General features: G+C 63.2%; 21 protein-coding genes and 1 riboswitch. Of the genes, 19 read left to right on the top strand and 2 right to left on the bottom strand.

All coding sequences use genetic code 11. The features are described from left to right. Nucleotides 1–125 precede the first annotated feature (125 nt). From PQG80_RS14350 to PQG80_RS14265, 18 genes are all read left to right on the top strand, one after another. Nucleotides 126–2255, top strand: coding sequence for an ABC transporter transmembrane domain-containing protein (locus PQG80_RS14350; protein WP_271752056.1), 2130 nt, complete (start codon nucleotides 126–128; stop codon nucleotides 2253–2255). A 28-nt stretch (nucleotides 2256–2283) separates the two neighbouring features. Further along, nucleotides 2284–2799 (top strand): hypothetical protein, encoded by a 516-nt coding sequence (locus PQG80_RS14345; protein ID WP_271752055.1) that lies wholly within the window; start codon nucleotides 2284–2286, stop codon nucleotides 2797–2799. A gap of 228 nt (nucleotides 2800–3027) precedes the next feature. Continuing rightward, a complete protein-coding gene (locus PQG80_RS14340; protein ID WP_271752054.1) occupies nucleotides 3028–3597 on the top strand; it encodes a hypothetical protein in 570 nt (189 codons plus the stop codon). A 250-nt stretch (nucleotides 3598–3847) separates the two neighbouring features. Continuing rightward, a riboswitch (purine riboswitch) is annotated at nucleotides 3848–3949 on the top strand. Between the two features lie 253 nt (nucleotides 3950–4202). Continuing rightward, nucleotides 4203–4688, top strand: a complete 486-nt coding sequence (gene purE / locus PQG80_RS14335) for a 5-(carboxyamino)imidazole ribonucleotide mutase (RefSeq protein ID WP_271752053.1) — start codon at nucleotides 4203–4205, stop codon at nucleotides 4686–4688. A gap of 5 nt (nucleotides 4689–4693) precedes the next feature. Beyond that, nucleotides 4694–5962 carry a 5-(carboxyamino)imidazole ribonucleotide synthase gene (gene purK, locus PQG80_RS14330; RefSeq protein ID WP_432432758.1) on the top strand — a complete coding sequence of 423 codons (1269 nt, stop codon included), beginning with the start codon at nucleotides 4694–4696 and terminating at the stop codon, nucleotides 5960–5962. A 6-nt stretch (nucleotides 5963–5968) separates the two neighbouring features. Continuing rightward, nucleotides 5969–7264, top strand: a complete 1296-nt coding sequence (gene purB / locus PQG80_RS14325; protein WP_271752051.1) for an adenylosuccinate lyase — start codon at nucleotides 5969–5971, stop codon at nucleotides 7262–7264. A 32-nt stretch (nucleotides 7265–7296) separates the two neighbouring features. Continuing rightward, complete coding sequence (locus PQG80_RS14320) at nucleotides 7297–8220, top strand: phosphoribosylaminoimidazolesuccinocarboxamide synthase (RefSeq protein ID WP_271752050.1); 924 nt, start codon at nucleotides 7297–7299, stop codon at nucleotides 8218–8220. Nucleotides 8221–8618: 398 nt separating this feature from the next. After that, complete coding sequence (purS, locus tag PQG80_RS14315) at nucleotides 8619–8861, top strand: phosphoribosylformylglycinamidine synthase subunit PurS (protein ID WP_271752049.1); 243 nt, start codon at nucleotides 8619–8621, stop codon at nucleotides 8859–8861. Nucleotides 8862–8867: 6 nt separating this feature from the next. Next, nucleotides 8868–9560, top strand: coding sequence for a phosphoribosylformylglycinamidine synthase subunit PurQ (gene purQ, locus PQG80_RS14310; protein ID WP_271752048.1), 693 nt, complete (start codon nucleotides 8868–8870; stop codon nucleotides 9558–9560). Next, nucleotides 9538–11781 carry a phosphoribosylformylglycinamidine synthase subunit PurL gene (gene purL / locus PQG80_RS14305; protein WP_271752047.1) on the top strand — a complete coding sequence of 748 codons (2244 nt, stop codon included), beginning with the start codon at nucleotides 9538–9540 and terminating at the stop codon, nucleotides 11779–11781. Before purQ ends, purL begins: the two co-directional genes overlap by 23 nt. 128 nt (nucleotides 11782–11909) lie before the next feature. Beyond that, nucleotides 11910–13403: an amidophosphoribosyltransferase gene (gene purF, locus PQG80_RS14300; protein ID WP_271752121.1), complete on the top strand. Its 1494-nt coding sequence runs from the start codon at nucleotides 11910–11912 to the stop codon at nucleotides 13401–13403. Between the two features lie 432 nt (nucleotides 13404–13835). After that, nucleotides 13836–14882 (top strand): phosphoribosylformylglycinamidine cyclo-ligase, encoded by a 1047-nt coding sequence (purM, locus tag PQG80_RS14295; RefSeq protein ID WP_271752046.1) that lies wholly within the window; start codon nucleotides 13836–13838, stop codon nucleotides 14880–14882. After that, a complete protein-coding gene (purN, locus tag PQG80_RS14290; RefSeq protein WP_271752045.1) occupies nucleotides 14879–15517 on the top strand; it encodes a phosphoribosylglycinamide formyltransferase in 639 nt (212 codons plus the stop codon). The genes purM and purN overlap by 4 nt, the downstream gene beginning before the upstream one ends. A 414-nt stretch (nucleotides 15518–15931) precedes the next feature. Continuing rightward, nucleotides 15932–17488 (top strand): bifunctional phosphoribosylaminoimidazolecarboxamide formyltransferase/IMP cyclohydrolase, encoded by a 1557-nt coding sequence (purH, locus tag PQG80_RS14285; protein WP_271752043.1) that lies wholly within the window; start codon nucleotides 15932–15934, stop codon nucleotides 17486–17488. 27 nt (nucleotides 17489–17515) lie between these two features. Next, a complete protein-coding gene (gene purD, locus PQG80_RS14280) occupies nucleotides 17516–18775 on the top strand; it encodes a phosphoribosylamine--glycine ligase (protein ID WP_271752042.1) in 1260 nt (419 codons plus the stop codon). A gap of 181 nt (nucleotides 18776–18956) precedes the next feature. Then, complete coding sequence (locus tag PQG80_RS14275) at nucleotides 18957–19781, top strand: alpha/beta hydrolase family protein (protein WP_271752041.1); 825 nt, start codon at nucleotides 18957–18959, stop codon at nucleotides 19779–19781. Between the two features lie 149 nt (nucleotides 19782–19930). Further along, nucleotides 19931–20947 carry a S66 family peptidase gene (locus PQG80_RS14270; RefSeq protein WP_271752040.1) on the top strand — a complete coding sequence of 339 codons (1017 nt, stop codon included), beginning with the start codon at nucleotides 19931–19933 and terminating at the stop codon, nucleotides 20945–20947. Between the two features lie 115 nt (nucleotides 20948–21062). Then, on the top strand, nucleotides 21063–22154 hold the full coding sequence (locus PQG80_RS14265) for a DUF3048 domain-containing protein (RefSeq protein WP_271752039.1): 1092 nt from the start codon (nucleotides 21063–21065) through the stop codon (nucleotides 22152–22154). Nucleotides 22155–22158: 4 nt separating this feature from the next. Here PQG80_RS14265 and PQG80_RS14260 read toward each other — a convergent pair whose 3' ends face one another. Beyond that, the gene (locus tag PQG80_RS14260; RefSeq protein WP_271752038.1) at nucleotides 22159–23013 is read right to left on the bottom strand and encodes an AraC family transcriptional regulator; all 855 of its coding nucleotides are present in this window, start codon (nucleotides 23011–23013) and stop codon (nucleotides 22159–22161) included. Between the two features lie 136 nt (nucleotides 23014–23149). Here PQG80_RS14260 and PQG80_RS14255 point away from each other — a divergent pair, with 136 nt between their 5' ends. Then, entirely contained in the window at nucleotides 23150–24448 is a 1299-nt protein-coding gene (locus PQG80_RS14255; RefSeq protein WP_271752037.1) for an alpha-glucosidase/alpha-galactosidase, read from the top strand. 108 nt (nucleotides 24449–24556) lie between these two features. On the opposite strand, the gene PQG80_RS14250 is transcribed toward PQG80_RS14255, so the two are convergent. Beyond that, the gene (locus PQG80_RS14250; RefSeq protein WP_271752036.1) at nucleotides 24557–25225 is read right to left on the bottom strand and encodes a GAF domain-containing protein; all 669 of its coding nucleotides are present in this window, start codon (nucleotides 25223–25225) and stop codon (nucleotides 24557–24559) included. Between the last annotated feature and the right edge of the window lie 8 nt (nucleotides 25226–25233).

Below are 25233 nucleotides of genomic sequence, written 5' to 3'. Positions count from 1 at the left end.
TTCTTCATTGAAGGAACGGAGATTTTTTTATTCGTTCCGACAAGGATTGACACTTTTTAAAAAGGTGCGATATGGTGGGAGAAACACATCCATATCACTGCTCGCAAGCGGGCCGGGGAGACTTTATGCTTAAATATTTTGCCGCTTACCGCGGACTTATCGCCCTGCTCCTGCTCTGTCTGCTCATCGAAGCCGCCTACGCCGTCGCCGCGCCCCTCAGTCTGAAGTACCTGGTCGACGAGGCGTTCGTCCCCAAGGACGGCGGCGTCTTCGCGCTGATCCTGAGCTTGCTGATCGGCGCGGGGCTGCTGTCGATCGCGGCATCCCTCGCCGGAGACTACGCGCTGGGGAGGGTGGTCGGCCAAGGGGTCGCGAAGCTGCGTCTCGATCTGTTCGAGCGGGTGCAGCGACAGTCGATCTCCTTCTACCAGCGATACGGCACGGGCGATCTGGTGTCCCGCTTCACGACGGATACCGCATCCGTCGAGCGCGCCGTAGGCGCGACGGTGCCGATGCTGTTCGCGCAGACGCTCGGCGCCGCGCTGGGACTCGTTATGCTATTCGCGCTTGACTGGCGGCTGACGCTGGTCATGATCGCGGGCGCATCTCTGATGATCGTCGGACCCAAGCTGCTGCAGGGAAGAGCCGAAGAAGGACAGGAGCGGCTCAAGGCATCGCAGGAGCGCTTTATGGACGCGATCGACGAGACCGTCAAGGGGCACAAGACGATCCGCAGTCTCCATCAACAGGCGCGCGTCGGCGACGCGGCTGCCCGTCTCGTCGGAGATATGCTGCGGAACGGCCTGGGCTTGCGGCTTGTGACCTCATGGATGGAGCGTCTGCCGCTCATTAGTCTGATGATCCTGAACGGCCTGATGATCGGCCTCGGCGGATATCTGATCTTCCATGACGAGCTGACGATCGGCGGCTTCATGGCTTTCTTCACGCTATTCCTCACGGTCGGCCAGTCCGGGACGAACCTGACCTACCTCATACCCGGCATCATCGAGGCCCGGGTCAGCTTCGCCCGGATCGGCGAGGTCATGGCGCGCGAGTCCGAGGTGCCCGAGCCTGCCGATCCGCGCTCGCCGGCAGCCCCGATCCGCGAGATCGCGATGGACGGCGTGACCTTCGGCTACGGCGAAGGGACGGACCAGCTGAGCGGCGTCTCGCTCTCCGTCGCCGGCGGCAGCTATACGGCATTTGTCGGATCTAGCGGCTCGGGCAAGAGCACGGCGCTGCAGCTGCTCGCGCGCTTCTACGATCCGAGGCAGGGGCAGGTCGTCATGGATGGCTTCGACCTGCGCGAGATCGGCGAGCGGCGGCTTCGCGAGCTGACGCTGCTCGTGGGGCAGGATACGTTCCTATTCAATACGACGGTAAGGGACAATCTGCTTCTCGGCCGCGGCGACCTGTCCGAGGCGGAGATGATCGACGCCGCGCGCAGAGCCGGCTTGCAGGAAGCGGCAGCCCGCTGGCCCGAGGGCTATGACACGGTCGTCCGCCACGAGGGGGGCAGCTTCTCCGGCGGAGAGCGCCAGCGCATCGCGCTGGCGCGGGCGCTGCTCCGCGATCCCGACGTGCTGCTGCTGGACGAGGTGACCGCGGCGCTCGATACGGTCTCGGAGGCGCGGGTCAACGAGCTGGTCCTGTCGCTGCGCGGACGCAAGACCGTCGTGTCGGTGACGCACCGCTTGTCCTCGGTCGTCCAGGCGGACCGTATCTATGTGTTCGACCGGGGCGAAGTCGTCGAGAGCGGCACGCACGAGCAGCTCCTGGGCCAAGGGGGCGCCTATGCGCGTTTATGGGACAAACAGCAGGGATTCACGTTGTCCGAGGATGGGCTGCATGCCGACGTGGACACAAGCTGGCTCGCCCGGCTGCCTTTTCTGACAGGGATCGATACCGGGCTGCTGAACAGCCTATCCGCCGCCTTCTCGACGCAGACCTGCCGGGAAGGCGAAGCCATCGTCCGGGAGGGCGAGGAGGGCCAGACCTTCTATATTATCGTGCGGGGAAAATTCGAGGTGACCAAGCAGGCGGACGATGGCGGCGAACGACGCGTGGCGACGCTCCAGGACGGCGATTATTTCGGCGAGATCGCGCTCATGCAGGAAGTGCCGCGTACCGCCACCGTTCGCGCGCTCGGCCCTTCCGTGCTGCTGTCGATGCGCAGGGAGACGTTCCAGCGGCTGCTCAGCGGCTCGCCGCAGGTGCGCGACGCATTGACCCGCGCGCTGGAGCGAAGGACTTAACCGCGCGGCCGCGAGAGGAGAGAATCGAATGAGGGCGCTACACTGCTCGATATGCGCGACGGACGACGATTTTGCGCAAGCCAGCCTTTTTCTGCTCGAACATATGCGGGACGTGCATCCTTCTTTCTCGGTAATGGACACGGTAACGCTCGTCTACCAGTACATTACGGAAGGTACGATCGTATTGGTAAAGGAAGGCGGAGAGGCTGTAGGGCTCGGGGCTTACTACCACGGGACGAGGGACGAAGCTTATGAGAATAAGGATATCGCGCTGATCGACCTGGCGCTCGCCGCCCGTTCGCACCGCGGGACGCGCGTATTTCTGGACGGCCTCGGCTTCACGGTTCGCTCGATCGCGGAACGGCATCCCGAAGTCAGGGAGGTCCGGTTGGCCGCGCAGACCGCGAACGAATACTTGAATCGGCTGTACGCGAAGTTCGCGGCGCCGACCGGCGTCCGGGAAGGCGCATGGGGCGAAGAGACCTTGTATAGTGCCGAAGTAACTGAAATTACGGCTGTTCTGGGTAAATGGAATCGTGTATAGTTAGGGTGGAACTTTATCCAATTTTTGTCGAAGGAGGTCGAGACGAATGTTCCCGATTCCCCCAACCGTTAACGAACAAAAGAAAGGCAGCGGTTTCGGCAGAATTGTCATCGCGAATGACAACCTGCGCGTACAACCGCAGCAGTAAGAAGGTAGGGCTGCTCCGTGCGGAAGAAGGCGGAGCAGCTCCGCCGCGTGCCTTGAAAGAACACGAGGGAGGCAGAGACGATGGCCGGCAGGGCATTCCTCCATGCGAACTGCATATTCAGGCGCTGCGAGCTGGAGATGGACCACGCCTCTTACCTCCGTTATTTAATATCTCGTCACGCGAGTCTGTCTCTCCCTTATTCGTTTGCGACCAAGCTGAGCTTCCTGGCGAGTCCGCTCGTACTCGGCAGGTCCACGATGATTCATTGCGAGGATACGTACGAGAACGTGGGCGCCTTCGGATTCGCTTACGGTACCGGACCGGGCGAATACGAGGATCGCGAGAACTGTCAGCTTGAAGTGTTTTATATCGAAGAGAAGCGCCGGCAGCCGGACTTGCTGATCGCCGCGGCAAGCGAGCTTGTGGAGGATATCCGCGAGGGCTATGCGGGGGTTCGGTACGTCCAATTCTGGGTGCAGTGGTCGGCGGAGGCAAGCGAAGGACGGCTGCTGCGAAGGATCGCCGCGCTGCCGGGGGCGTCGCGAACCGATAACGGGGCGCTGACGCTGTACAAGCTGCCGCTGGTCGAGCTGGAGCGATGGATTCGCGGCTTCGAAGCGCGTCGAGCGAAGAGACGGGCGGACCGGTAAGCGCAAGTCGACAGGGGATGCCGAGGGCCTTAGGGCCTGAGGCATCCCTTTTTGCTCGGCCGGCGAAGCCAGAGCGCGGATCTGATTTTTTGTATAACCTTCATAATTTAAATTTTACTGAAAATTTGTTAATCTAACTGCCAGACTCGGAATTGTGTGGCCAAAATCCGAACATTCGTTTTTTCTGCAAAGGCTAGCGTTCGCCTTTTCGTTTGACATCGATGTGAGGTTTGGGGTAAACTAAAAATCGGCAAACAGAATCGGAAATGCTCGTATATTATCGGGAATAAGGCCCGATCGTCTCTACCCGGAGACCTTAAATTTCCGGACTACGGGCTCTTGGACGCGCGGCGGGTGAATGCCGGACGATCCTCCGTTATGGGGGAAGGTCCTGCGTTGCGCCTTCTGGGCGTCAGAAGAGCGAAGCCGGGAATATGGGAGAGAGACGGGGTTAGACGGAGGACCATAGCGGTCTGAAGTCGCCCTTTTTTGCGCTCTGGGCCCGATTCGCGGACCTTGCGCGCGGAGGCGGGCCGGGTCAGGCGCGACGGGCGATTTGTGCAATATTAACAATCAGGCCAAGCTAGCGGGGAAAGGGTGGGACCATGTCGGCAATCGTCGGGGTCATCATGGGCAGCACGTCCGATTGGGAGACGATGAAGAAGGCGTGCGAAGTGCTGGACGAACTGAACGTCCCCTATGAGAAAAAGGTCGTATCGGCGCATCGTACGCCGGATCTGATGTTCGAATACGCGGAGACGGCGGCGCAGCGCGGGCTCAAGGTTATCATAGCCGGAGCCGGGGGCGCCGCGCATCTGCCCGGCATGGTCGCCGCGAAGACCGTACTGCCCGTCATCGGCGTGCCCGTGAAGTCCGCCGCCCTGAACGGGCTGGATTCGCTCTTGTCTATCGTGCAGATGCCGGGCGGAATCCCGGTCGCCACCGTGGCGATCGGCGCAGCCGGCGCGACCAACGCGGGACTGCTGGCGGCGCAGATCGTCGGCGCGTTCGACGCGGACGTGCAGGCGCGGGTCGCCGCGCGGCGCGAGCGGACGACGCAGGACGTGCTGAACAACGCGGTGCTGCCATGAGCGGACTGAATCGCGAGCTGGAGGGATTGCTCGGAGGCGAAGGCGCGGCATGCGGCGCGGACGGCTGCGGGCCGGTCGGAGACGCTGCTCGGAGCGGTCAGGCAACTGCCGCGGGCGCGAAGCCGGCCCGTCCGATCCTGCCGGGCGCCACGATCGGCGTGCTGGGCGGCGGGCAGCTCGGCCGGATGCTGGCGCATGCGGGCAGCCGGATGGGCTACCGCTTCGTGGCGCTCGATCCGACGCCGGACGCGCCTTGCGGCCAGACGGCCGAGCAGATCGTGGCCGGCTATGCCGACCGCGACGCGGCGCGCGAGCTGGCGCGGCGCAGCGACGTCATCACGTACGAGTTCGAGAACGTGGACGCTGGCGTCGCGGCGATGCTGGAGACCGAGTCGTACGTGCCGCAGGGAAGCGCCCTGCTGCATACGACGCAGCACCGGCTGCGCGAGAAGCGCGCCATCGAGGCGGCGGGCGCGCGCGTCGCGCCTTACGCCGAGATCGTTAGCCTCGAGAGGCTGCGCGAGGCGGCCGAGCGCCTGGGCCTGCCCGCCGTGCTGAAGACGGCGACCGGCGGCTACGACGGCAAGGGCCAGTGGGTGCTGCGCAGCGCGGACGAGCTCGCGCCCGCCTGGGACGAGGCCAGCCGCGCCGGCACCGAGCTCGTGCTGGAGAAGTTCATCGACTTCGAGCGCGAGATCTCGGTCATCGCCGCGCGCAGGCCGTCCGGCGAGATCCGAACGTTTCCCCCTGCAGAGAATATACACGTTCGCAATATATTGCATCTATCCATCGTGCCCGCGCGGGTGCCGGATGCCGTGACCGCCGAGGCGGAGCGCCTCGCGGTATCGATCGCGGAGACGCTCGGAGCCGTCGGCCTGATCGCCGTAGAGATGTTCGTCGCGAAGGACGGCACCCTGTACGTCAACGAGCTGGCGCCGCGGCCGCACAATTCCGGGCATTATACGATGGAGGCGTGCCGCACGTCTCAGTTCGAGCAGCATGTCCGCGCGATCTGCGATCTGCCGCTCGGAGACACCTCGTTATTGTCGCCCGTCGTGATGGGCAATATCCTCGGCGAGCATGTCGGGCCGCTGCTGGACTGGATGCAGAGCGACGATCCGGAGGCCGAGCGTCTCGGCGTCGCGCCGAAGATCCATCTGTACGGCAAGGCGGAGGCCAAGACGGGGCGCAAGATGGGCCATGTCAACGTGCTTGCCGACGATACCGCGTCCGCGCTCGCATGGATCAACGAATCAACCATTTGGAGGGTCTAATACGTCATGATCGAACGCTACAGCCGCCCGGAGATGCGGGCTATCTGGACCGAAGAGAACAAATTCAAGGCCTGGCTCGAAGTCGAGCTGTGCGCCTGCGAAGCCTGGGCGGAGCTCGGCCATATCCCGAAGGCGGACACCGCGCTGCTGCGCCAGAACGCGAAGTTCGACATCGACCGGATCTACGAGATCGAGCAGGAGACCCGCCACGACGTGATCGCCTTCACGCGCGCCGTGTCCGAGAGCCTCGGCGAGGAGCGCAAGTGGGTGCACTACGGCATGACGTCCACGGACGTCGTCGACACCGCGCTCGGCTACCTGCTGAAGCAGGCCAACGAGATTCTCGAGCGCGACATCGTGAACTTCATCGCCATCCTCCGCGATCAGGCGATTCAATATAAATCGACTCCGATGATGGGGCGCACCCATGGCGTGCATGCCGAGCCGACGACGTTCGGCCTCAAGCTCGCCCTGTGGCACGAAGAGATGAAGCGCAACCTGGAGCGCTTCCGCAGAGCCGCGGACGAAGTCCAGTACGGCAAGATGTCCGGCGCGGTCGGCACCTACGCCAACCTCGACCCGTTCGTCGAGCAGTACGTGTGCGACAAGCTCGGCATCAGCGCGGCCCCGATCTCCACCCAGACGCTGCAGCGCGACCGTCATGCCGAGTATATGGCGACGCTGGCGCTCATCGGCTCCTCGCTCGACAAGTTCGCGACGGAGATCCGCGCGCTGCAGAAGAGCGAATTTCGCGAAGTCGAAGAGCCGTTCGCCAAGGGACAGAAGGGCTCGTCGGCCATGCCGCACAAGCGCAACCCGATCGGCGCCGAGAACATCAGCGGCCTCTCCCGCGTCATTCGCGGCCACATGGTCACGGCATACGAGAACGTGGCGCTGTGGCACGAGCGCGATATCTCCCATTCCTCCGTCGAACGCATCATTCTACCCGACGCGACGATGCTGCTGAACTACATGCTGAACCGCTTCGGCAACATCGTGAAGAACCTGCAGGTTTTCCCCGAGAACATGAAGCGCAACATGCGCAGCACCTACAACGTGCCGTTCTCCGGCCGCGTCATGACCAAGCTGATCGACAAGGGCATGAGCCGCGAACAGGCGTACGACACCGTGCAGCCCCGCGCGATGCAGGCATGGGAGGAGCAGCGCGACTTCCAGTCCATCGTCTCCGAGACCAAGGAGATCACGAACCTGCTGAGCCCGGACGAACTCGCCGACGCGTTCAACCCTTCGTGGCATCTGAAGCACGTCGATACGATATTCAAGCGGCTCGGTCTGGAATAATCTCTTCTATATAAAGAATGCAGGAGGCTGACATGTCTACAGACGCATTATCAACCGCGGAAGGGCTCGTCAAGGCGCCGCTCATCCACAAGGGCAAGGTTAGGGAGCTGTACGACCTGGGCGAGCATCTGCTCATCGTCGTGACCGACCGGATCTCGGCGTTCGACTACGTGCTCGATCCCGCCGTTCCCGAGAAGGGCAAGGTGCTGAACGGCCTGAGCGCCTTCTGGTTCGACAAGACCAAGGAGCTCGTCCCGAATCACGTCGTGCATACGGACGTCCGCAAGCTGGGCGACCTCGTCTCCGAGCCGGACAAGCTGGCCGGACGCATCATGGTCACCAAGAAGGCGCAGCGGATCGACATCGAGTGCGTCGTGCGCGGCTACATCACGGGCGGAGGCTGGCGGCAGTATCAGAAGAACGGCGAGGTCAACGGCATTCCGCTTCCGGCGGGCTTGCGCAAGAACGCCAAGCTGGAGGAGCCGATCTTCACCCCGGCCGGCAAAAACGACGTCGGCCACGACGAGGACATCTCCTTCGCGGAGATGGAGCGCCGCATCGGCGCGGAACTGGCCGCGGGACTTCGCAAGCGCAGCCTCCTGCTGTACGATTACGCGCTCGCGGTGTGCGAGCACAAGAGCATCATCCTGGCGGACTGCAAGTTCGAGTTCGGCCTGCTGGGCGACGAGATCATCCTGATCGACGAGCTGTTCACCCCGGATTCCTCGCGCTTCTGGGCCGAGGAGAAGTACGAGCTCGACATCGAGATCGACAGCATGGACAAGGAGCCGGTCCGGACCTACTTGCTCAGTACGGACTGGGATCGCGACAGCACGCCGCCGCGCCTGCCGGACGACGTCGTGGCGGCGACCACGGCGCGCTACGAGGAGATCTACCGCAGGCTCACGGAGCCGACGAGCTACGGCTTCACGGCGTACAAGCCGGTCAGGTACTAATAGCCCAAGATTGGCAATCATCGCCATCATCATCATGAACGCCATCGCTCCCGTCGCCGATAACTGCAAATTTACATCTATTTTCGGTTCAACGAAGGTGACGTCATGTTATAACTGCAAAAATACATCTATTTTCGAGAGAGGGCGGCGTCAAGCGGGGCTTAAGATGGAGTAACTGCATATATGCCGTTTTTTTGCTCGGAAACGCTCGGCGAGAGGGGGAAAACAGCACATTTGCAGCTAATCCGCTCCGCGCAGCCGGTTCTGGGGAAGATTGCGCCGCTGCATCGCTGCCGCCCTTCGTCCCGACGGCCGCTCGTCGTTCCTTTGCAGACACCGCTCTACATTTCGACCCAATAGCCCTCAACCCATGTCCCCATCCAGGAGGAGACCCGTCCATGAAAGCAACGGTATACGTGACGATCAAGGAAAACGTGCTCGACCCGCAAGGCAACGCCGTCCAAGGCTCGCTGCAGACGCTCGGCTTCGACGAAGTCGCGAAGGTCCGCATCGGCAAGTACCTGGAGCTGACGCTCGACACCGCCGACCGTGCGGTCGCCGAAGAGCGCGTGAAGGCCATGTGCGAAAAGCTGCTCGCCAACACTGTCATCGAAGACTATCGATTCGAACTGGAGGGCTGAGACCTCATGAAATTCGCGGTCATCGTATTCCCGGGCTCCAACTGCGACCTGGACATGTACAACGCGGTCGTCGACGTGCTCGGCGAGGACGTAGATTATGTGTGGCAGACGGCCACCGACCTGTCGGCCTATGACGGCATTCTCGTGCCGGGCGGTTTCTCCTACGGCGACTACCTGCGCTGCGGCGCGATCGCCCAGCTTGCCCCGGTCATGAACGAAGTGCGCAAGGCGGCGGCCGAAGGCAAGTTCGTGCTCGGCGTGTGCAACGGCTTCCAGGTGCTCACCGAGGCGGGTCTCCTGCCCGGCGCGCTCATCCGCAACAACAGCCTCAAGTTCCGCTGCCACCCGGTCGGCCTCCGCGTCGAGAACGCGAATACGGCGTTCACCCGCGATTACGAGCAAGGCGAGGTCGTCACGATCCCGATCGCGCACGGCGAAGGCAACTACTACTGCGACGAAGAGACGCTGGCGAGCCTCAAGGCGAAGGGCCAGATCGTCTTCACCTACGACGGCCTCAACCCGAACGGCTCGGTCGGCAATATCGCCGGCATCTCGAACGAAGCGGGCAATGTCGTCGGCATGATGCCGCACCCGGAGCGCGCGGTCAGCGAGCTGCTCGGCTCGGCGGACGGCGCGAAGATGTTTACGTCAGTACTGAACGCTTGGAGGGAACGCAATGGCGCAGCAAGCACCCGCTAAAGAACCGACGGTCCAGCAGATCGCCGAGCAGAAAATTTACAAGCAATTCGGCGTCTCCGATTCCGAATTCGAACTCATCTGCGGTTTCCTCGGACGCCAGCCGAACTACACCGAGATCGGCGTATTCAGCGTGATGTGGTCCGAGCACTGCGCGTACAAGAACTCCAAGCCGCTGCTCCGCCGCTTCCCGACGACAGGCCCCCGCGTCCTGATGGGACCGGGCGAAGGCGCCGGCATCGTCGACATCGGCGACAAGCAGGCCGTCGTCTTCAAGATCGAGTCGCACAACCACCCGTCCGCGGTTGAGCCTTACCAAGGCGCCGCCACCGGCGTCGGCGGCATCATCCGCGACATCTTCTCCATGGGCTCGCGCCCGATCGCGCTGCTCAACTCGCTGCGCTTCGGCAAGCTCGAGAGCGACCGCGTCAAGTACCTGTTCGAGCACGTCGTCAGCGGCATCGCCGGCTACGGCAACTGCATCGGCATCCCGACGGTCGCGGGCGAAGTTATGTTCGACGAAGCCTATGAGGGCAACCCGCTCGTCAACGCGATGTGCGTCGGCCTCATCGATCACGACAAGATCCAGCGCGGCGTGGCCAAAGGCGTCGGCAACCCGGTATTCTACGTTGGACCGGCTACCGGCCGCGACGGCATCCACGGCGCGACGTTCGCGTCCGAGGATCTGACCGCCGAGTCCGAAGCCAAGCGCTCGGCCGTCCAGGTCGGCGACCCGTTCATGGAGAAGCTCGTCATGGAAGCGACGCTCGAGCTGATCGACTCCGGCATCGTGCTCGGCATCCAGGACATGGGCGCCGCAGGCCTCACCTGCTCCAGCGCCGAGATGGCGTCCAAGGCCGGCAACGGCATGGAGCTGTACCTCGACGAGGTGCCGCAGCGCGAGGAAGGCATGACCGCGTACGAGATGATGCTGTCCGAGTCGCAGGAGCGCATGCTCTTCGTCACCGAGCCGCAGCACGAAGCGCAGGCCAAGGCGATCTTCGAGCGCTGGGGGCTCCACTGCGCCAAAGTCGGCAAGGTGACGGACGACGGCCGCCTGCGCCTGTTCCACAAGGGCGAAGAGGTTGCCGACATGCCGGTCAAGGCGCTTGTCGACGACTGCCCGGTGTACAACAAGCCTTCCAAGGTGCCGGATTACTATCTGAAAAACGGCTCCATCGATACGAACCGTTACGAGCAGATGCTCGACCTGACGGATTCGCTCAAAAAGGTGCTCGGCTCTCCTTCGCTCGCCAGCAAGGAGTGGGTCTATAGCCAGTACGATTATCAAGTTCGCACGTCGACGGCCGTCGTGCCGGGCTCGGACGCGGCGGTCGTCGCGATCCGCGGCACGCGCAAAGCGCTCGCGATGACAACGGACTGCAACGGCCGCTACGTGTACCTCGATCCTGAGGTCGGCGGACGCATCGCGGTCGCCGAAGCGGCGCGCAACATCGTCTGCTCGGGCGGCGAGCCGCTCGCGATCACGGACAACCTGAACTTCGGCTCGCCGGAGAAGCCGGAAGTGTTCTGGCAGATGGAGAAGTCGGTGGACGGCATGGCCGAAGCCTGCCGCTTCCTCGAGACGCCGGTCATCGGCGGCAACGTGTCGCTGTACAACGAGAACGCCAAGGGCGCGATCTACCCGACGCCGGTCGTCGGCATGGTCGGCCTGATTACGGACATCGATCACATCACGACGCAAGAATTCAAAGCCGAAGGCGACGTCATCTACCTGCTTGGCGATACGAAGGCGGAGATCGGCGGCAGCGAGTTCCAATACGCGGTTCACGGCCTCACCGAAGGCCGCCCGCCGGTCATCGATCTGGCCGTTGAAAAGGCGCTGCACGGCGCCGTGCTCGGCGCGATCCGCCAGGGCCTCGTCGCTTCGGCGCATGACCTGTCCGAAGGCGGACTGGCAGCGGCGGTAGCGGAAGCCACCTTCGGACGCGGACTCGGCGCGAAGGTCGACTTCAAGACCAACCTGCGTCCGGACCTCGCGCTGTTCAGCGAATCGCAGTCGCGCATTCTGCTGTCGGCCAAGCCGGAATCCGCCGCGGCGCTCGAAGCGTGGCTCGCGGAGCAAGGCGTGCCGGCACAGAAGCTCGGCGTGGTAGGCGGGGACGAGCTGGTCATCGCGGTCAACGGACATACGGCAATTCAGGCACCCGTGAACGAATTCCGCACAGAATGGAAGGAAGCGATCCCATGCCGGATGAAATAAACGCCGGAGCGGGCCGCGCGCTGACTGCCCCCGAGGGAGCAATAGCCTCGGCGGACATGCAGCCGCACGGTCCGGCCGCAAGCATCCTGCCTTACGACATGAGCGGACGGACCGGCGACCTGCCGTCTATGCAGACGGAGGGTCTGCCGGCCGCCGAGGCGCGTTTCTGGACCGGGGATTATTATAATCAGGGCAACGACCAGGCCTCCGGCATGATGGACAAGCTGAAGGAAGAATGCGGCGTGTTCGGCGTGTTCGGTCACAAGGACGCGGCGGAGTTGTCTTACTACGGCTTGCATGCGCTGCAGCACCGCGGCGAGGAGAGCTGCGGCATCTGCACCGCCGATCTCGGCGGGGACTTCCACTATCACCGCGGCATGGGCCTGGTGAAGGAAGTGTTCGACCGCGACCGGCTGGACTCGCTCGTCGGCGCCAACGCGATCGGCCACGTTCGCTATTCGACGGCCGGCGCGAGCCGGCTGGCCAACGCGCAGCCGCTTGTCTTCAAGTACCGCGGCGGCGACCTGGCCGTCTGCACCAACGGCAACCTCGTCAACGAGCCGATCATCCGGCGCGAGCTCGAGGAATCGGGCTCGATCTTCCAGACGACGAGCGACACCGAGGTCATCGCGCACATGATCGCGCGCTCGCCCAAGGATCTGGTCGGCGCCGTGAAGGATGCGTTCTCGCGGCTGATCGGGGGCTTCGCGTTCCTGATCATGACCAAGGACGTGCTGATCGCGGCGTGCGATCCCAACGGGCTGCGTCCGATGGTCATGGGCCGGCTCGGCGACGCCTATATCTTCGCGTCCGAATCCTGCTCGTTCGAGGTCATCGGCGCCGAGTACGTACGCGACGTGGAGCCGGGCGAGATGATCGTGCTGGACCGCCACGGCTTCCGCGAAGAGCGCTATGCCGTGCTTCAGCGGCGTTCGGTGTGCGCGATGGAGTACATCTACTTCGCGCGCCCCGACAGCGACATCAATACCATTAACCTGCACAGCGCGCGCAAGCGCATGGGCCAGCAGCTCGCCTTGGAGTCTTTCGTAGATGCCGACATCGTCACCGGCGTGCCGGATTCGAGTATCTCGGCCGCGATCGGCTACGCCGAGCAGACGGGCATCCCGTACGAGCTTGGACTGATCAAGAACAAATACACCGGACGCACCTTCATCCAGCCCTCCCAGGAGCTGCGCGAGAAGGGCGTCAAGATGAAGCTGTCCGCCGTCCGCAAGGTCGTGCAGGGCAAGCGCGTCGTCATGATCGACGACTCGATCGTGCGGGGCACGACCTCGCTGCGCATCGTCAATCTTCTGCGCGAGGCCGGAGCGCTGGAGGTGCACGTGCGCATCACGTCGCCGCCATTTGCCAACCCCTGCTACTACGGCATCGACACGCCGGACCGCCGCGACCTGATCGCGTCGAGCAAGACGGTCGAGGAGATCCGCCAGGCGATCAACGCGGACTCGCTGTATTTCCTCAGCAAGCCGGGCCTGCTCGAGGCCGTCGGCGGCGCCGAAGACGAGCATGACCGGGGCCTGTGCCTCGGCTGCTTCACCAACGACTACCCGACGCCGGTGGAGTTCGAGGATGCCAAGGCGACCAGCTGCAGCTGCGACTGACTGAGATGCGGGTAGCGGCGAGTCGCCGCATTTGGGCGGCGGAGCAAGCGATAATCGCGGAACAAATTTCCGTTATGTGCCGGTGCTGATGCGTCGGCGGTGCGGATAGCGGCACAAACTTCAGCTATGTGCCGGTGTTGATGCGTCGGTGGTGCGGATAGCGGAACAAATTTCCGCTATATGCTGTGTTGATGCGTCGGCGGTGCGGATAGCGGAACAAATTTCCGCTATGTGCCGGTGTTGATGCGTCGGCGGGCGGATAGCGGAACAAACTTCCGCTATATGCCGGTGTTGATGCTGAGGCGGTGCGGATAGCGGAACAAACTTCCGCTATATGCCGGTGCTGATGCTCATTCAGAAGCTCGATGTGTCGTTGGAGCGGATAACGGTGTTTAACGGTTTTATAATTATACCCAAGGGGGCTTAACCCAAGTGTCCGAAGCGTACAAACAGGCCGGCGTCGATATTGCCGCGGGCAACGAAGCGGTCGAACGAATGAAGAAGCACGTGAAGCGCACGATGCGTCCGGAGGTGCTGACGGGACTCGGCGGATTCGGCGGCCTCTTCGGCCTGAACAAGGACAAGTACGAGGAGCCGGTGCTGGTGTCCGGCACGGACGGCGTCGGCACGAAGCTAAAGCTCGCGTTCGAGATGGACAAGCACGACACGATCGGCATCGACGCGGTGGCGATGTGCGTCAACGACGTCGTCGTGACCGGGGCGGAGCCGCTGTTCTTCCTTGACTATCTGGCTTGCGGCAAGCTCGTGCCCGAGAAGATCGAGGCGATCGTCAAAGGCGTCGCCGACGGCTGCGAGCAGGCCGGCTGCGCGCTGATCGGCGGCGAGACGGCGGAGATGCCTGGAATGTACCAGGACGGCGAATACGATATCGCGGGCTTCACCGTGGGCATCGTGGACAAGCCGAAGGCGATCGACGGCAGCGCGATTGCGGCCGGAGACGCGGTCATCGGGCTTGGCTCGAGCGGCATCCATTCCAACGGCTTCTCGCTCGTTCGTCGTCTATTGCTGGAGACCAAGGGCTACAAGTTCGCGGACAAGCTCCCCGAGCTGGAAGGCAAGACGCTGGGCGACGTGCTGATCGAGCCGACGCGCATCTATGTGAAGTCGGTGCTGAAGCTCATCGAGAGCGTGCAGGTGAAAGGCATGGCGCACATTACGGGCGGCGGATTCATCGAAAACATCCCGCGCGTGCTGCCGGAAGGCGTCAATGTCGACATCGAGCTGGGCGCTTGGCCGGTGCAGCCGGTATTCGGCCTCATGCAGCGCGACGGCGCGATCAGCGACCGCGACATGTATACGACGTTTAACATGGGCATCGGCATGGTGCTCGTCGTGCCCGCCGATCAAGCGGAGCAGGCTGTCGCGCTGGCGGGCGAGCTCGGCGAGAAGGCTTACGTCATCGGCCGCGTCACCGAAGGCTCGCGCGTCGTGACTTTCGGGGGCGCCGAGTTCGAATGAGCCGCGACAAGCTCCGCATCGCCGTATTCGCGTCCGGCAGCGGCAGCAACTTCCAGGCGCTGGCCGAAGCGTCGAGGGCCGGCGATCTCGGCCCCGGCGAGATCGCGCTGCTCGTCTGCGACAAGCCGGAGGCGAAGGCGGTTGAGCGCGCACGGGGGCTGGGCGTAGAGGCGTATACGTTTCGGCCCAAGGAATATGCTTCCCGCGAGGCGTACGAGACCGCGATCGCTGCAGAGCTGGCAGCGCGCGGCATCGGGCTGATCGTGCTGGCGGGATATATGCGGATCCTGACGGACGTGCTGGTCGGCGCGTACGAGGGGCGTATGATCAATGTACACCCCTCGCTGCTGCCCGCCTTTCCCGGCATCCGGGCGATCGGGCAAGCGCTGGATTACGGCGTTAAGGTCACCGGCGTCACCGTGCACTTCGTGGACGGGGGGCTCGATAGCGGCCCGATCATCGCGCAGCGGGTCATCGAGATCGCTCCAGGCGACACGGAAGAGACGCTGGCGTCGCGCATCCATGCGATCGAGCATGAGCTCCTGCCGCACACCGTACGCCAGATCGCCGAAGGCCGCGTGCGGTTGGACGGTCGCCTCGTCACAGTGGGGGACTCGACCGGCAGGCAGGGATAAAGAAACGCTGTATCGCTATTCGCCGGGTAACATGGGGTCTCTCCCGAATAACGATGTACCGCATCGCTATTCGCCTGAAACCGCGCCGCTGTCTCCGAATAAAGATGCGCCGCATCGCTATTCGCCCGGAACCGCGCCGCTGTCTCCGAATAACGATGCGCCGCATCGCTATTCGCCCGGAACCGCGCCGCTGTCTCCGAATAACGATGTACCGCATCGCTATTCGCCCGGAACCGCGCCGCTGTCTCCAAATAACGATGCGCCGCATCGTTATTCAGCCCAGCCCTTCATGCATTTCCGCCCCGGGGTGGGCTTATCCCGTTCGCTCAGGCGCCGCCCGTGCGCAGTCCTGTGTGAAGGGGATAACCCCACCCCGCCGGCATTAATCAACCTTATAGGAGTGAATGAACAGTCATGGCTATCAAAAGAGCGCTGGTCAGCGTATCCGACAAGACGGGCATCACCGAATTTTGCCGCGCGCTCGCGGCGCAAGGCGTGCAGATCATCTCGACGGGCGGCACCCACGCGCTGCTCGAACGCGAAGGCGTGCCGGTCATCGGCATCTCCGACGTCACCGGCTTCCCCGAGATCCTCGACGGCCGCGTCAAGACGCTGCATCCCGCCGTCCACAGCGGCCTGCTCGCGATCCGCGACAGCGCCGAGCACGTGGAGGCGATGGAAAAGCTGGGCCTCGACTACATCGATCTCGTCGTCGTGAACCTGTACCCGTTCAAGGAGACGATCTCCAAGCCGGACGTCAGCTACGAGGACGCCATCGAGAACATCGACATCGGCGGCCCGACGATGCTGCGCTCCGCGGCCAAGAACCATGCCTTCGTCTCCGTCGTCGTCGACGCAGGCGACTACGCCGAGGTTCTCGCTCAAGTTCAGGCCGGCGGCGACACGACGCTCGAGACGCGCAAGCGCCTCGCGGCCAAAGTCTTCCGTCATACGTCCGCGTACGACGCGCTCATCTCGGAGTACTTCGCCGAGCAGCTAGGCGAACCGCTTCCCGAGAGTCTGACGTTCACCTACGAAAAGGTGCAGGACCTGCGCTACGGCGAGAACCCGCACCAGCAGGCCGCATTCTACCGCAAGCCGCTCGCCAAAAAAGGCGCTAGCATTACGGCGGCGAAGCAGCTGCACGGCAAGGAGCTCTCCTACAACAATATCAACGATGCCAACGCGGCGCTCGCGATCGTCTCCGAGTTCGACGAGCCGGCCGTCGTGGCCGTCAAGCATATGAACCCTTGCGGCGTCGGCATCGGCGCGGACATCGACGAAGCGTACGTCAAGGCGTACGAGTCCGACCCGACCTCGATCTTCGGCGGCATCGTCGCGGCGAACCGCGCGATCGACGCGCAGACGGCGGACCGCCTCGCGCAGATCTTCCTCGAGATCGTCATCGCGCCGGCATTCACGCCGGAAGCGCTGGACATTCTAAGCCGCAAAAAGAACATCCGTCTGCTCGCCACGGGCGAAGAGCAAGCCACGAGCGCGGCCGAGCGCAAGCCGGAATGGCTCGTCACGAGCGTAGACGGCGGCATGCTCGTCCAGCAGAGCGACGTCCACACGCTGGACGAAGCCGACCTGCAGGTCGTCACGGAGCGCGCGCCTACGGCGGAAGAGATGAAGCAGCTTCTTTTCGCCTGGAAGGTCGTCAAGCACGTGAAGTCCAATGCCATCCTGCTCGCCTCGAACAGCATGACGGTCGGCGTGGGCGCGGGCCAGATGAACCGCGTCGGCGCGGCCCGCATCGCCATCGAGCAGGCAGGCGACAAGGCACGCGGCGCGGTGCTTGCCTCCGATGCGTTTTTCCCGATGGGAGACACGGTAGAGCTGGCTGCGCAAGCGGGCATCACCGCGATCATCCAGCCGGGCGGCTCCGTCAAGGACGCTGAGTCGATCGCGGCGGCGAACGCCGCAGGCATCGCCATGGTCGTCACGGGCGTCCGCCACTTCAAGCACTGATCCGATCGTCGGGGGGAGAACGAGAACATGCGCATATTAGTCATAGGCCGAGGCGGCCGGGAGCATACGATCATCTGGGCGCTCCGCAAAAATCCGAAGGCCGAGCACATCTTCTGCGCGCCCGGCAACGCAGGGATCGCGCAGCTCGCCGAACTGGTGCCGATCGCCGAGCTGGAGTTCGATAAGCTCGTACAGTTCGCCAAGGAGAATGCGATCGACCTCGTCGTCGTCGGACCGGACGATCCGCTGGCCGCGGGCATCGTCGACGCATTCGAAGCGGCTTCCATCCCGGTGTACGGGCCGAACAAGGCTGCGGCGGAGATCGAAGGCAGCAAGATTTTTATGAAAAACCTGCTTAAAAAGTACGACATTCCGACCGCGAAGTACGAGACGTTCACCGATTACGCGGCGGCTCGCGATTACCTCGCTTCGCAGCCGGTGCCGATCGTCATCAAGGCGGACGGGCTGGCGGCGGGCAAGGGCGTCACCGTCTGCTTCACCCGCGAGGAAGCGGAGCAGGCGCTGAAGGACACGATGGTCGACAAATCGTTCGGCGCGGCCGGCGACAAGGTCGTCATCGAAGAGTTCCTCACCGGGCAGGAGATGTCGATCCTGGCGTTCGTGGACGGCGAGACCGTCCGGGCGATGCCCGCGGCGCAGGATCACAAGCCGGCTTACGACGGCGATAAAGGTCCGAATACGGGCGGCATGGGCACCTATTCCCCGCTGCCCCACATTCCGCAGGCGATCATCGACGACGCGATCGAGAACATCGTGAAGCCGACAGCGCGGGCCATGGTGTCCGAAGGGCGCCCGTTCCGGGGCGTGCTGTTCGGCGGCCTGATGATTACGCCCGAGGGTCCCAAGACGATTGAATTCAACGCGCGCTTCGGCGATCCGGAGACGCAGGTGGTGCTGCCGCGTCTGAAGAGCGATCTGCTGGAGATCATCCTCGCTTCGCTCGAAGGGCGTCTAGGCGACCTCGAGATCGAATGGAGCGATGAGGCGGCCGTATGCGTCGTGCTCGCGTCGGGCGGTTACCCCGGCTCTTATCCGAAGGGGCTGCCGATCGAAGGTCTTGAAGCGGCAAACGAAGGACTCGTTTTCCATGCCGGGACGGCGGAGCAGGACGGCCGGATCGTAACGGCGGGCGGACGCGTGCTGGGCATCGTCGGCCTGGGCTCGGGCATCGCCGAAGCGCGAGAGGCGGCTTACCGCACCGCGTCGAAGATTACGTTCCAAGGCAAGCAGAATCGCACCGACATCGCCGCCAAGGCGCTGGTCTAACCGCATCGTTTTCAGAAGCCGCTTCCGCGCCGCCGCGCGCAGGGAGCGGTTTTTCTTTGGCGCGATGGCATCGTCGACGCACGGTTATTTCTTGCTTCATCGTATTGACAGGCGCTGCGGAGCGCGTTATAGTTAATACACAGTAATTTAATCGGAATTAATGGAAAAGGGGGCCGTACGCATGGAGCGCTCTTTAACGATAAAGCACGGAGCTCTGAACCTGGCAGCCACGATTCACTATCCGCCTCCGGCTGAGGGCAAGGGCGAGTGCAACAAGCTGCCGCTCGTCATCATCACGCACGGCTTCGTGGGCAATCGCATCGGCGTGGATCGCCTCTTCGTGCTCGCCGCCAGAGAATTCGCCGGCAGGGGCAGCTTGGTCATCCGCTTCGACTTCGCCGGCTGCGGCGAGAGCGACGGCGTGTACGGGGATCATGGGCTCGACTCGATGATCGAGCAGACGCGCTCGGTGCTCGACTACGCGCTCGGTCTCGATATCGTCGATCCGACGCGCGTCGCGCTGCTGGGTCACAGCCTCGGCGGCTCGGTCGCCCTGCTCACGGGCGTGCGCGACCGGCGGGTCAAGTCGCTGGCGCTGTGGTCGCCGGTGGCGTATCCGTTCAACGACATCCTCCGGATCGTCGGGCGCAAGGCGTACGACGAAGCCGTCACCAAGGGAGAAGCCGACTATCTGGGGTATTCGATCAAGCCGGCGTTCTTCGACGCGCTGATGAAGCATCAGCCGTTTCAGGAGACGCAGAAGTTTCCGGGCGACGTCTTCCTCGTGCACGGTACCGGAGACGAGACGATTCCCGTGGATTATACGTTCCTGCTCGAGAAGACATTCTGGCTGCGCGGCGAGGGCCGCTGCGAGAAGTCGATCATTTTCCAGGCGGATCATACCTACTCCAAGGGCGAGCACAAGGCACAGCTGTTCAAGGCGACGGGCGACTGGCTCTGCGGCTATGAGCAGCGGCAGCGGGATTGGCAGCACTGGAGCATATGAACGGTTAACGGAACAGAAGCAGCGGCGGATGCCGCTGTTTTTTTGCGTGCGAAAGAATCCCGCGGCAGGTACACTATCACTATGAACGATAATCTGCGCGGACGAGACAGGCAAGAGGGAAGCGTCACGTCCGAATAGGAGAGAGAGCGATGATCGTTTATCCATATCTGCCGCCGCAGGCCGCGATCGGCGTCACCGCGCCGTCGTCGGGCGTTCCCGAGGAGCTGCATCCGCTCTTGCGCCAATCGGTCGCGCGACTCGGGCAGCTGGGCTACCGGGTTGTCGTCGGGAAGACGACGTGGACGCAGGACAAAGCCAAGTCGGCGCCTGCGGACGTGCGTGCGGCGGAGCTCAACGGATTGCTGCAGGACGGCGGAATCGATCTGATCCTGCCTCCATGGGGCGGGGAGCTGCTGATCGAGATTCTCGCGCATATCGACTTCGAAGCCATGGGCCGCAAGTGGATCATGGGCTATTCGGATCTTAGCGTGCTGCTGCTCGCGGCGACGCTGCGGACGGGGATGGCGACGGCGCACGGTGCGAGCTTCGTCGATCTGCGCGGCGAGTACGCCGATCCGACGACTGCCGCATGGGAGCGGGTGCTCCGTACAAGCGAGGGAGGGTCGATCGCACAAGCCTCTTCCGAGCGTCATCAAGTGTCTTGGGATCATGCCGAACCCTCGCCGCACGTCTTTCATCTGACGGAGCCCACGGCCTGGAAGGTCGTACGCGGCGAACGCGCGCATGTCGGCGGCCGTCTGCTGGGCGGCTGCGTCGACGTGATCCGCCATCTTGCCGGCACGCCGTACGGCGACGTGCGGGCATTCCGCGAACGGCATATCCCCGGCGAACCCATCCTGTGGTACCTGGAAAACTGCGAGCTGTCTACGGTGGACCTGCGGCGATCGCTTGTGCAAATGAAGCTGGCGGGATGGTTCGAGCATTGCTCGGGCATTCTGTTCGGCCGCAGCGCCGTGCATATCCCGAAGGAGGGGTATACGGAGCTCGACGTGTTCGAGGAAATCGAGAGCGAGCTGGGCGTGCCGGTCGTGTACGACGTTGACTGCGGGCACAAGCCTCCGCAGCTGACGCTGATCAACGGCGCATACGCCGAGGTCGACGTCGAAGCCGGGCGGGGGACATTGGTGCAAACCTTTCGACCCTGATAACTCCGCTCGGGGAGGTTCGGCGTGCTCGCGACCGGAGACAATCGGTCCGGGTTATGGTTTAATGGTAGAAACAAGCTCGGAACTGACCGTCCGACGACATGGAGGATAATGGATGACTTCACGCTACTGCAGCCCCGCGCGCCGCGCCGCGCTGGCGCTGACCGCCGCCTCGCTGCTGGCGGCCATCGCGACCGGCTGCGCCGCCAAGGACGAGCCCGCCCTGGCGCCGGTCGGCACCGCCACGGCCGCGCAGACCGGCTCGGCCTCGGCCGCGCCTACCGCGTCGGAGGCCGAGCCGACGGCCGCCTTCCTCGCGCCGCTCACCGGCCTGCCTGTCGAGCAGGCCGTCACCCGCAGGCCGCTCAGCGTCATGATCAACAACTTCAAGGCCGCGCGGCCGCAGTCCGGCCTGACCCACGCCGACACGGTGTGGGAGATCCTCGCGGAGGGCGGCATCACGCGGCTCCTGGCGATCTTCCAGAGCCAGACGTTCGACGATCCGATCGGGCCGATCCGGAGCATCCGGCCCTATCTGATCGACATCGGCGAGACCTACGGCGGCGTCCTCGTCCATGCCGGCGCGAGCAACGACGCGCTCGCCATCCTGCAGCACTCGGGCAAGGCGGACATGGACGAGATCAACAACGCCGGCGCCTATTTTTACCGAAGCAAGGACCGCAAAGCCCCGCACAACCTGTACTCGACCCAGGAGAAGCTGTATACGGGCGCGCGGAAAATGAAGTACGAGGAGACGGCGGCCGTACCGCTGGTGCACTTCGATCCGGCGCCTGACGTCATCGGGGAGCCTGCCGCGACGCAGATTCAGATCAAGTTCCAGCTGTCGGACTACAAGGTATCGTACCGATACGACGCCGCATCGCATCTCTATGCCCGCTCCGTCAACGGCGAGCCGCATATCGATCTCAACAATGCGCGCCAGCTCACCGCCGCGAATCTCGTCGTGCTGTCGGCCAAGCACCATGCCTACGACGATTACGGCCGGCTCGAGATCGATCTCAATGCCGGCGGAGAGGCAGTCGCGTTCCAAGAGGGCCGCGCCATCGCATGCGAGTGGAAGCGGGAGCGCGGCGACATCGTCCGGCTGTACCGGGACGGCCGCGAGCTCAAGTTCCTGCCGGGTACGACCTACTATCATGTCGTGCCGACGGACGGCGGGTTCGCGAGTCACGTGCAGTACGAGTAGTCGTCTAACCGCCCGACCGAACGAGCTTCCTGTACGCGGAGGGCGTATGTCCCGTCAATTTCTTGAACGACTTGGAAAAGTAGAGCGGGTCGCTGTAGCCGACGGACAGGGCGACCTCCTCCACGGACAGCGGCTCGGCCAGCAGCGAGCGGGCGCGTTCGATGCGGAGCTGCTGCAGATAAGCTACGGGAGTCATGCCCGTCTCGCGCTTGAACAGCTTGGTCAGATGCGTCCGGTGGTAGCCAAGCTCGGCGGCCATCTGCGCGATCGTGACCGAGGGCGCGGACTGCTGCGCCTGCAGCCAGCGCGCCGCGCGGTCCGCCTCCACCGCGGACAGGCTCCGGGGCTCGGCGCCTGCGGCCGGACCGGCCGGCCGGTTGGCCCTGGCCCAGGCGGCGAACGCGAGCCGCAGCCAGCCTTCGGCTTCCCAATCGGCGGTCCAGCTCTTCTTGGCGAACGAGCCGCCGACGGCCCGGATCGCCCGCAGCGCCTCCTCGCTCCCCCCGCGCACGACGGGATGCAGCGCGTCGATGCCCGCCGCGGCCAGCCACCGTTCCGCCTCCGATCCCCGGAAGGCGATCCACCGATAGCGCCATGGCTGCGCCTTATCCGACTCGTAAGCATGCATTTCCCCCGGCAGTATGACGAAGCTGTCGCCTTCCCCGAGATCGTAGTGCCGGTCGCGGCACCTGTACCAGCCCTTGCCCTCCGCCACCGTATGGATGAGATAGTGCTCCAGCTTCTGCGGTCCCATCCGGTGTTCCGGCACGGTCTGCGAGTGACCGGCGAACAGCACGGACAGCGTCCCGGACGCGCGCGGATTCGGATGCACGTACGTACGGCTGAACGGATTGGACATGACGCGAACCTCCATTGATGAAACTACATAATTCCATAAGTTGAACGAATTGTTCCATATGCCCGCAAGCGCTTTTTCTTTATTATAAATCGTAGTTAGGCTTTATTCCACTAGGGATCAGGGAGGTTTCATTCTCATGTCCAAGATTACGTTCCTCGGCGCGGGCAGCACCGTATTCGTCAAAAATGTACTGGGTGACAGCATGCTCGTACCGTCGCTTCAAGGCTTCGAGCTGGCGCTGTACGACATTAATCCGGAGCGCCTCAAGGAATCCGAGAGCATGCTCCGCAACATTCAGGCTTCCAACGGCAGCACGGTTCGCATCGTCGCGTATTCGGACCGCAAGGAAGCGCTGCGCGGCGCCAAATACGTCGTCAACGCGATCCAGGTCGGCGGTTACGATCCTTGCACGATCACGGACTTCGAAGTTCCCAAGAAATACGGACTGCGGCAGACGATCGCGGACACGCTCGGCATCGGCGGCATCTTCCGCAATCTGCGCACGATCCCGGTCATGATGGACTTCGCGCGCGACATCCGCGAGGTATGTCCCGACGCGTGGTTCCTTAACTACACCAATCCGATGGCCGTGCTCACCAACGTCATGAACACGCACGGCGGCGTCAAGACGGTCGGCCTGTGCCACAGCGTGCAGGCGTGCATCAGCCATTTGTTCGACGGACTCGGCATGGACAAGGAAGGCGTAAGATCCCGGATCGCCGGCATCAACCATATGGCCTGGTTGCTCGAGGTGACCAAGGACGGCGTCGACCTGTATCCGGAGATCAAGCGCCGGGCGGCCGAGAAGCAGAAGGAAAAGCACGAAGACATGGTGCGCTACGAGCTGATGCTGAAGTTCGGCTACTACGTCACCGAATCGAGCGAGCACAACGCCGAGTACCACCCTTACTTCATCAAAAAGAACTATCCGGAGCTGATCGAGCGCTTCAACATCCCGCTCGACGAATATCCCCGCCGCTGCGTCAACCAGATCAAGGGCTGGGAAGAGATGCGCGACAGCATCGTGAACAATGCGAGCCTCTCGCACGAACGTTCGCACGAGTACGCCTCCTACATCTTCGACGCGATGGAGACCAACGTTCCGTTCAAGATCGGCGGCAACGTCATGAACACCGGGCTGATCACCAACCTGCCCCGGGAGGCTTGCGTCGAGGTGCCGTGCCTCGTAGACGCATCCGGCGTAACGCCGACCTACGTGGGCGATCTGCCGCCGCAGCTCGCCGCGCTGAACCGCACCAACATCAACACCCAGCTGCTCACCATAGAAGCCGCGATGACGGGCAAAAAGGAACACATCTATCACGCCGCCATGCTGGATCCGCACACGGCCGCAGAGCTGTCGATGGACGACATCGTCTCCATGTGCGACGACCTGATCGAAGCGCACGGCGACTGGCTGCCTAAGTTCCGCTAATCAACGTACGGAAAACAAAGTCCGGCCTGCGGGTTGGCGCGTTCCACACGGGACGCGCCATCATCGCAGGCCGGACTTATTTCGTTCGCCTTGCTTATGCGGCACCAGCTATCCGATCCGGCCCGCATGCAGCCGCGATCGCTCGAGCTGCGCCACCATGTAGGGCTTGATCGCGGCGAGCTCCTGTATTAAATATTCGGAGGCGGCGGTCAAGAACGAGAGCTCTTCTTCGGTATACCGATGCGCGTACTCGGCGGATATGAATTGATAGCCGATCGACTCGCCGCCGCTTAACAGAGGCACGGTAACGAAGGATCGGATCGAGGCTTGGTCGTACATGTCGTAATGGTTGACCGCGATCGGATGGTCCGAGCGGAGCACGTCTTCGATCAGCAGCATGTCCGACGTATAGACGGGGTCGGGCGCGTGGTCGGGCACATCCTGTTCCACGGATAGACCTTGCGTATACTCGTTGAGCTGATCCGGCAGATGGGAGACGGAAGCATTCCAGATGCGTATCGCGTCCGTATCGTAGAAGTACAGCCCGCCTTTGAATTCGGGGTAAAAGTGCCGCATCCGGTTGAAATAATGTCCCATGACGACCTTGGCCCGAATGGCGAGGTATTCGGCGCGGCCGATCAGATCCTCCTGATAGAGCCGCAGCAGCTGCGTAGCGACATTGTTATCTGGTCTTCCCGCGGGATCGAGGCGTCCGAGCAGCTTCGTCAATTCCTTGGTCTCCCTAAATTTCTTGAGGGAAGCGAGTATTTCCTCCATAACACCTC

Origin of the sequence: Cohnella rhizoplanae, assembly GCF_948329515.1 — a bacterium.
Classification (GTDB): domain Bacteria; phylum Bacillota; class Bacilli; order Paenibacillales; family Paenibacillaceae; genus Cohnella; species Cohnella rhizoplanae.
The sequence above is the reverse complement of the archived record's forward strand: the minus strand, read 5'-3'. Positions and strand labels throughout refer to the sequence as shown.

Excerpts from the sequence above, each read along its gene's own strand:
- PQG80_RS14320 (WP_271752050.1), top strand. The coding sequence starts at position 7,297 with ATGTCTACAGACGCATTATCAACCGCGGAAGGGCTCGTCAAGGCGCCG.
- PQG80_RS14250 (WP_271752036.1), bottom strand. The coding sequence starts at position 25,225 with ATGGAGGAAATACTCGCTTCCCTCAAGAAATTTAGGGAGACCAAGGAA.
- purF (WP_271752121.1), top strand. The coding sequence starts at position 11,910 with ATGCAGACGGAGGGTCTGCCGGCCGCCGAGGCGCGTTTCTGGACCGGG.
- purE (WP_271752053.1), top strand. The coding sequence starts at position 4,203 with ATGTCGGCAATCGTCGGGGTCATCATGGGCAGCACGTCCGATTGGGAG.
- PQG80_RS14265 (WP_271752039.1), top strand. The coding sequence starts at position 21,063 with ATGACTTCACGCTACTGCAGCCCCGCGCGCCGCGCCGCGCTGGCGCTG.
- PQG80_RS14270 (WP_271752040.1), top strand. The coding sequence starts at position 19,931 with ATGATCGTTTATCCATATCTGCCGCCGCAGGCCGCGATCGGCGTCACC.
- PQG80_RS14260 (WP_271752038.1), bottom strand. The coding sequence starts at position 23,013 with ATGTCCAATCCGTTCAGCCGTACGTACGTGCATCCGAATCCGCGCGCG.
- purL (WP_271752047.1), top strand. The coding sequence starts at position 9,538 with ATGGCGCAGCAAGCACCCGCTAAAGAACCGACGGTCCAGCAGATCGCC.
- PQG80_RS14350 (WP_271752056.1), top strand. The coding sequence starts at position 126 with ATGCTTAAATATTTTGCCGCTTACCGCGGACTTATCGCCCTGCTCCTG.
- purD (WP_271752042.1), top strand. The coding sequence starts at position 17,516 with ATGCGCATATTAGTCATAGGCCGAGGCGGCCGGGAGCATACGATCATC.
- PQG80_RS14340 (WP_271752054.1), top strand. The coding sequence starts at position 3,028 with ATGGCCGGCAGGGCATTCCTCCATGCGAACTGCATATTCAGGCGCTGC.
- PQG80_RS14345 (WP_271752055.1), top strand. The coding sequence starts at position 2,284 with ATGAGGGCGCTACACTGCTCGATATGCGCGACGGACGACGATTTTGCG.
- purS (WP_271752049.1), top strand. The coding sequence starts at position 8,619 with ATGAAAGCAACGGTATACGTGACGATCAAGGAAAACGTGCTCGACCCG.
- purB (WP_271752051.1), top strand. The coding sequence starts at position 5,969 with ATGATCGAACGCTACAGCCGCCCGGAGATGCGGGCTATCTGGACCGAA.
- PQG80_RS14255 (WP_271752037.1), top strand. The coding sequence starts at position 23,150 with ATGTCCAAGATTACGTTCCTCGGCGCGGGCAGCACCGTATTCGTCAAA.
- purH (WP_271752043.1), top strand. The coding sequence starts at position 15,932 with ATGGCTATCAAAAGAGCGCTGGTCAGCGTATCCGACAAGACGGGCATC.
- purN (WP_271752045.1), top strand. The coding sequence starts at position 14,879 with ATGAGCCGCGACAAGCTCCGCATCGCCGTATTCGCGTCCGGCAGCGGC.
- PQG80_RS14275 (WP_271752041.1), top strand. The coding sequence starts at position 18,957 with ATGGAGCGCTCTTTAACGATAAAGCACGGAGCTCTGAACCTGGCAGCC.
- purQ (WP_271752048.1), top strand. The coding sequence starts at position 8,868 with ATGAAATTCGCGGTCATCGTATTCCCGGGCTCCAACTGCGACCTGGAC.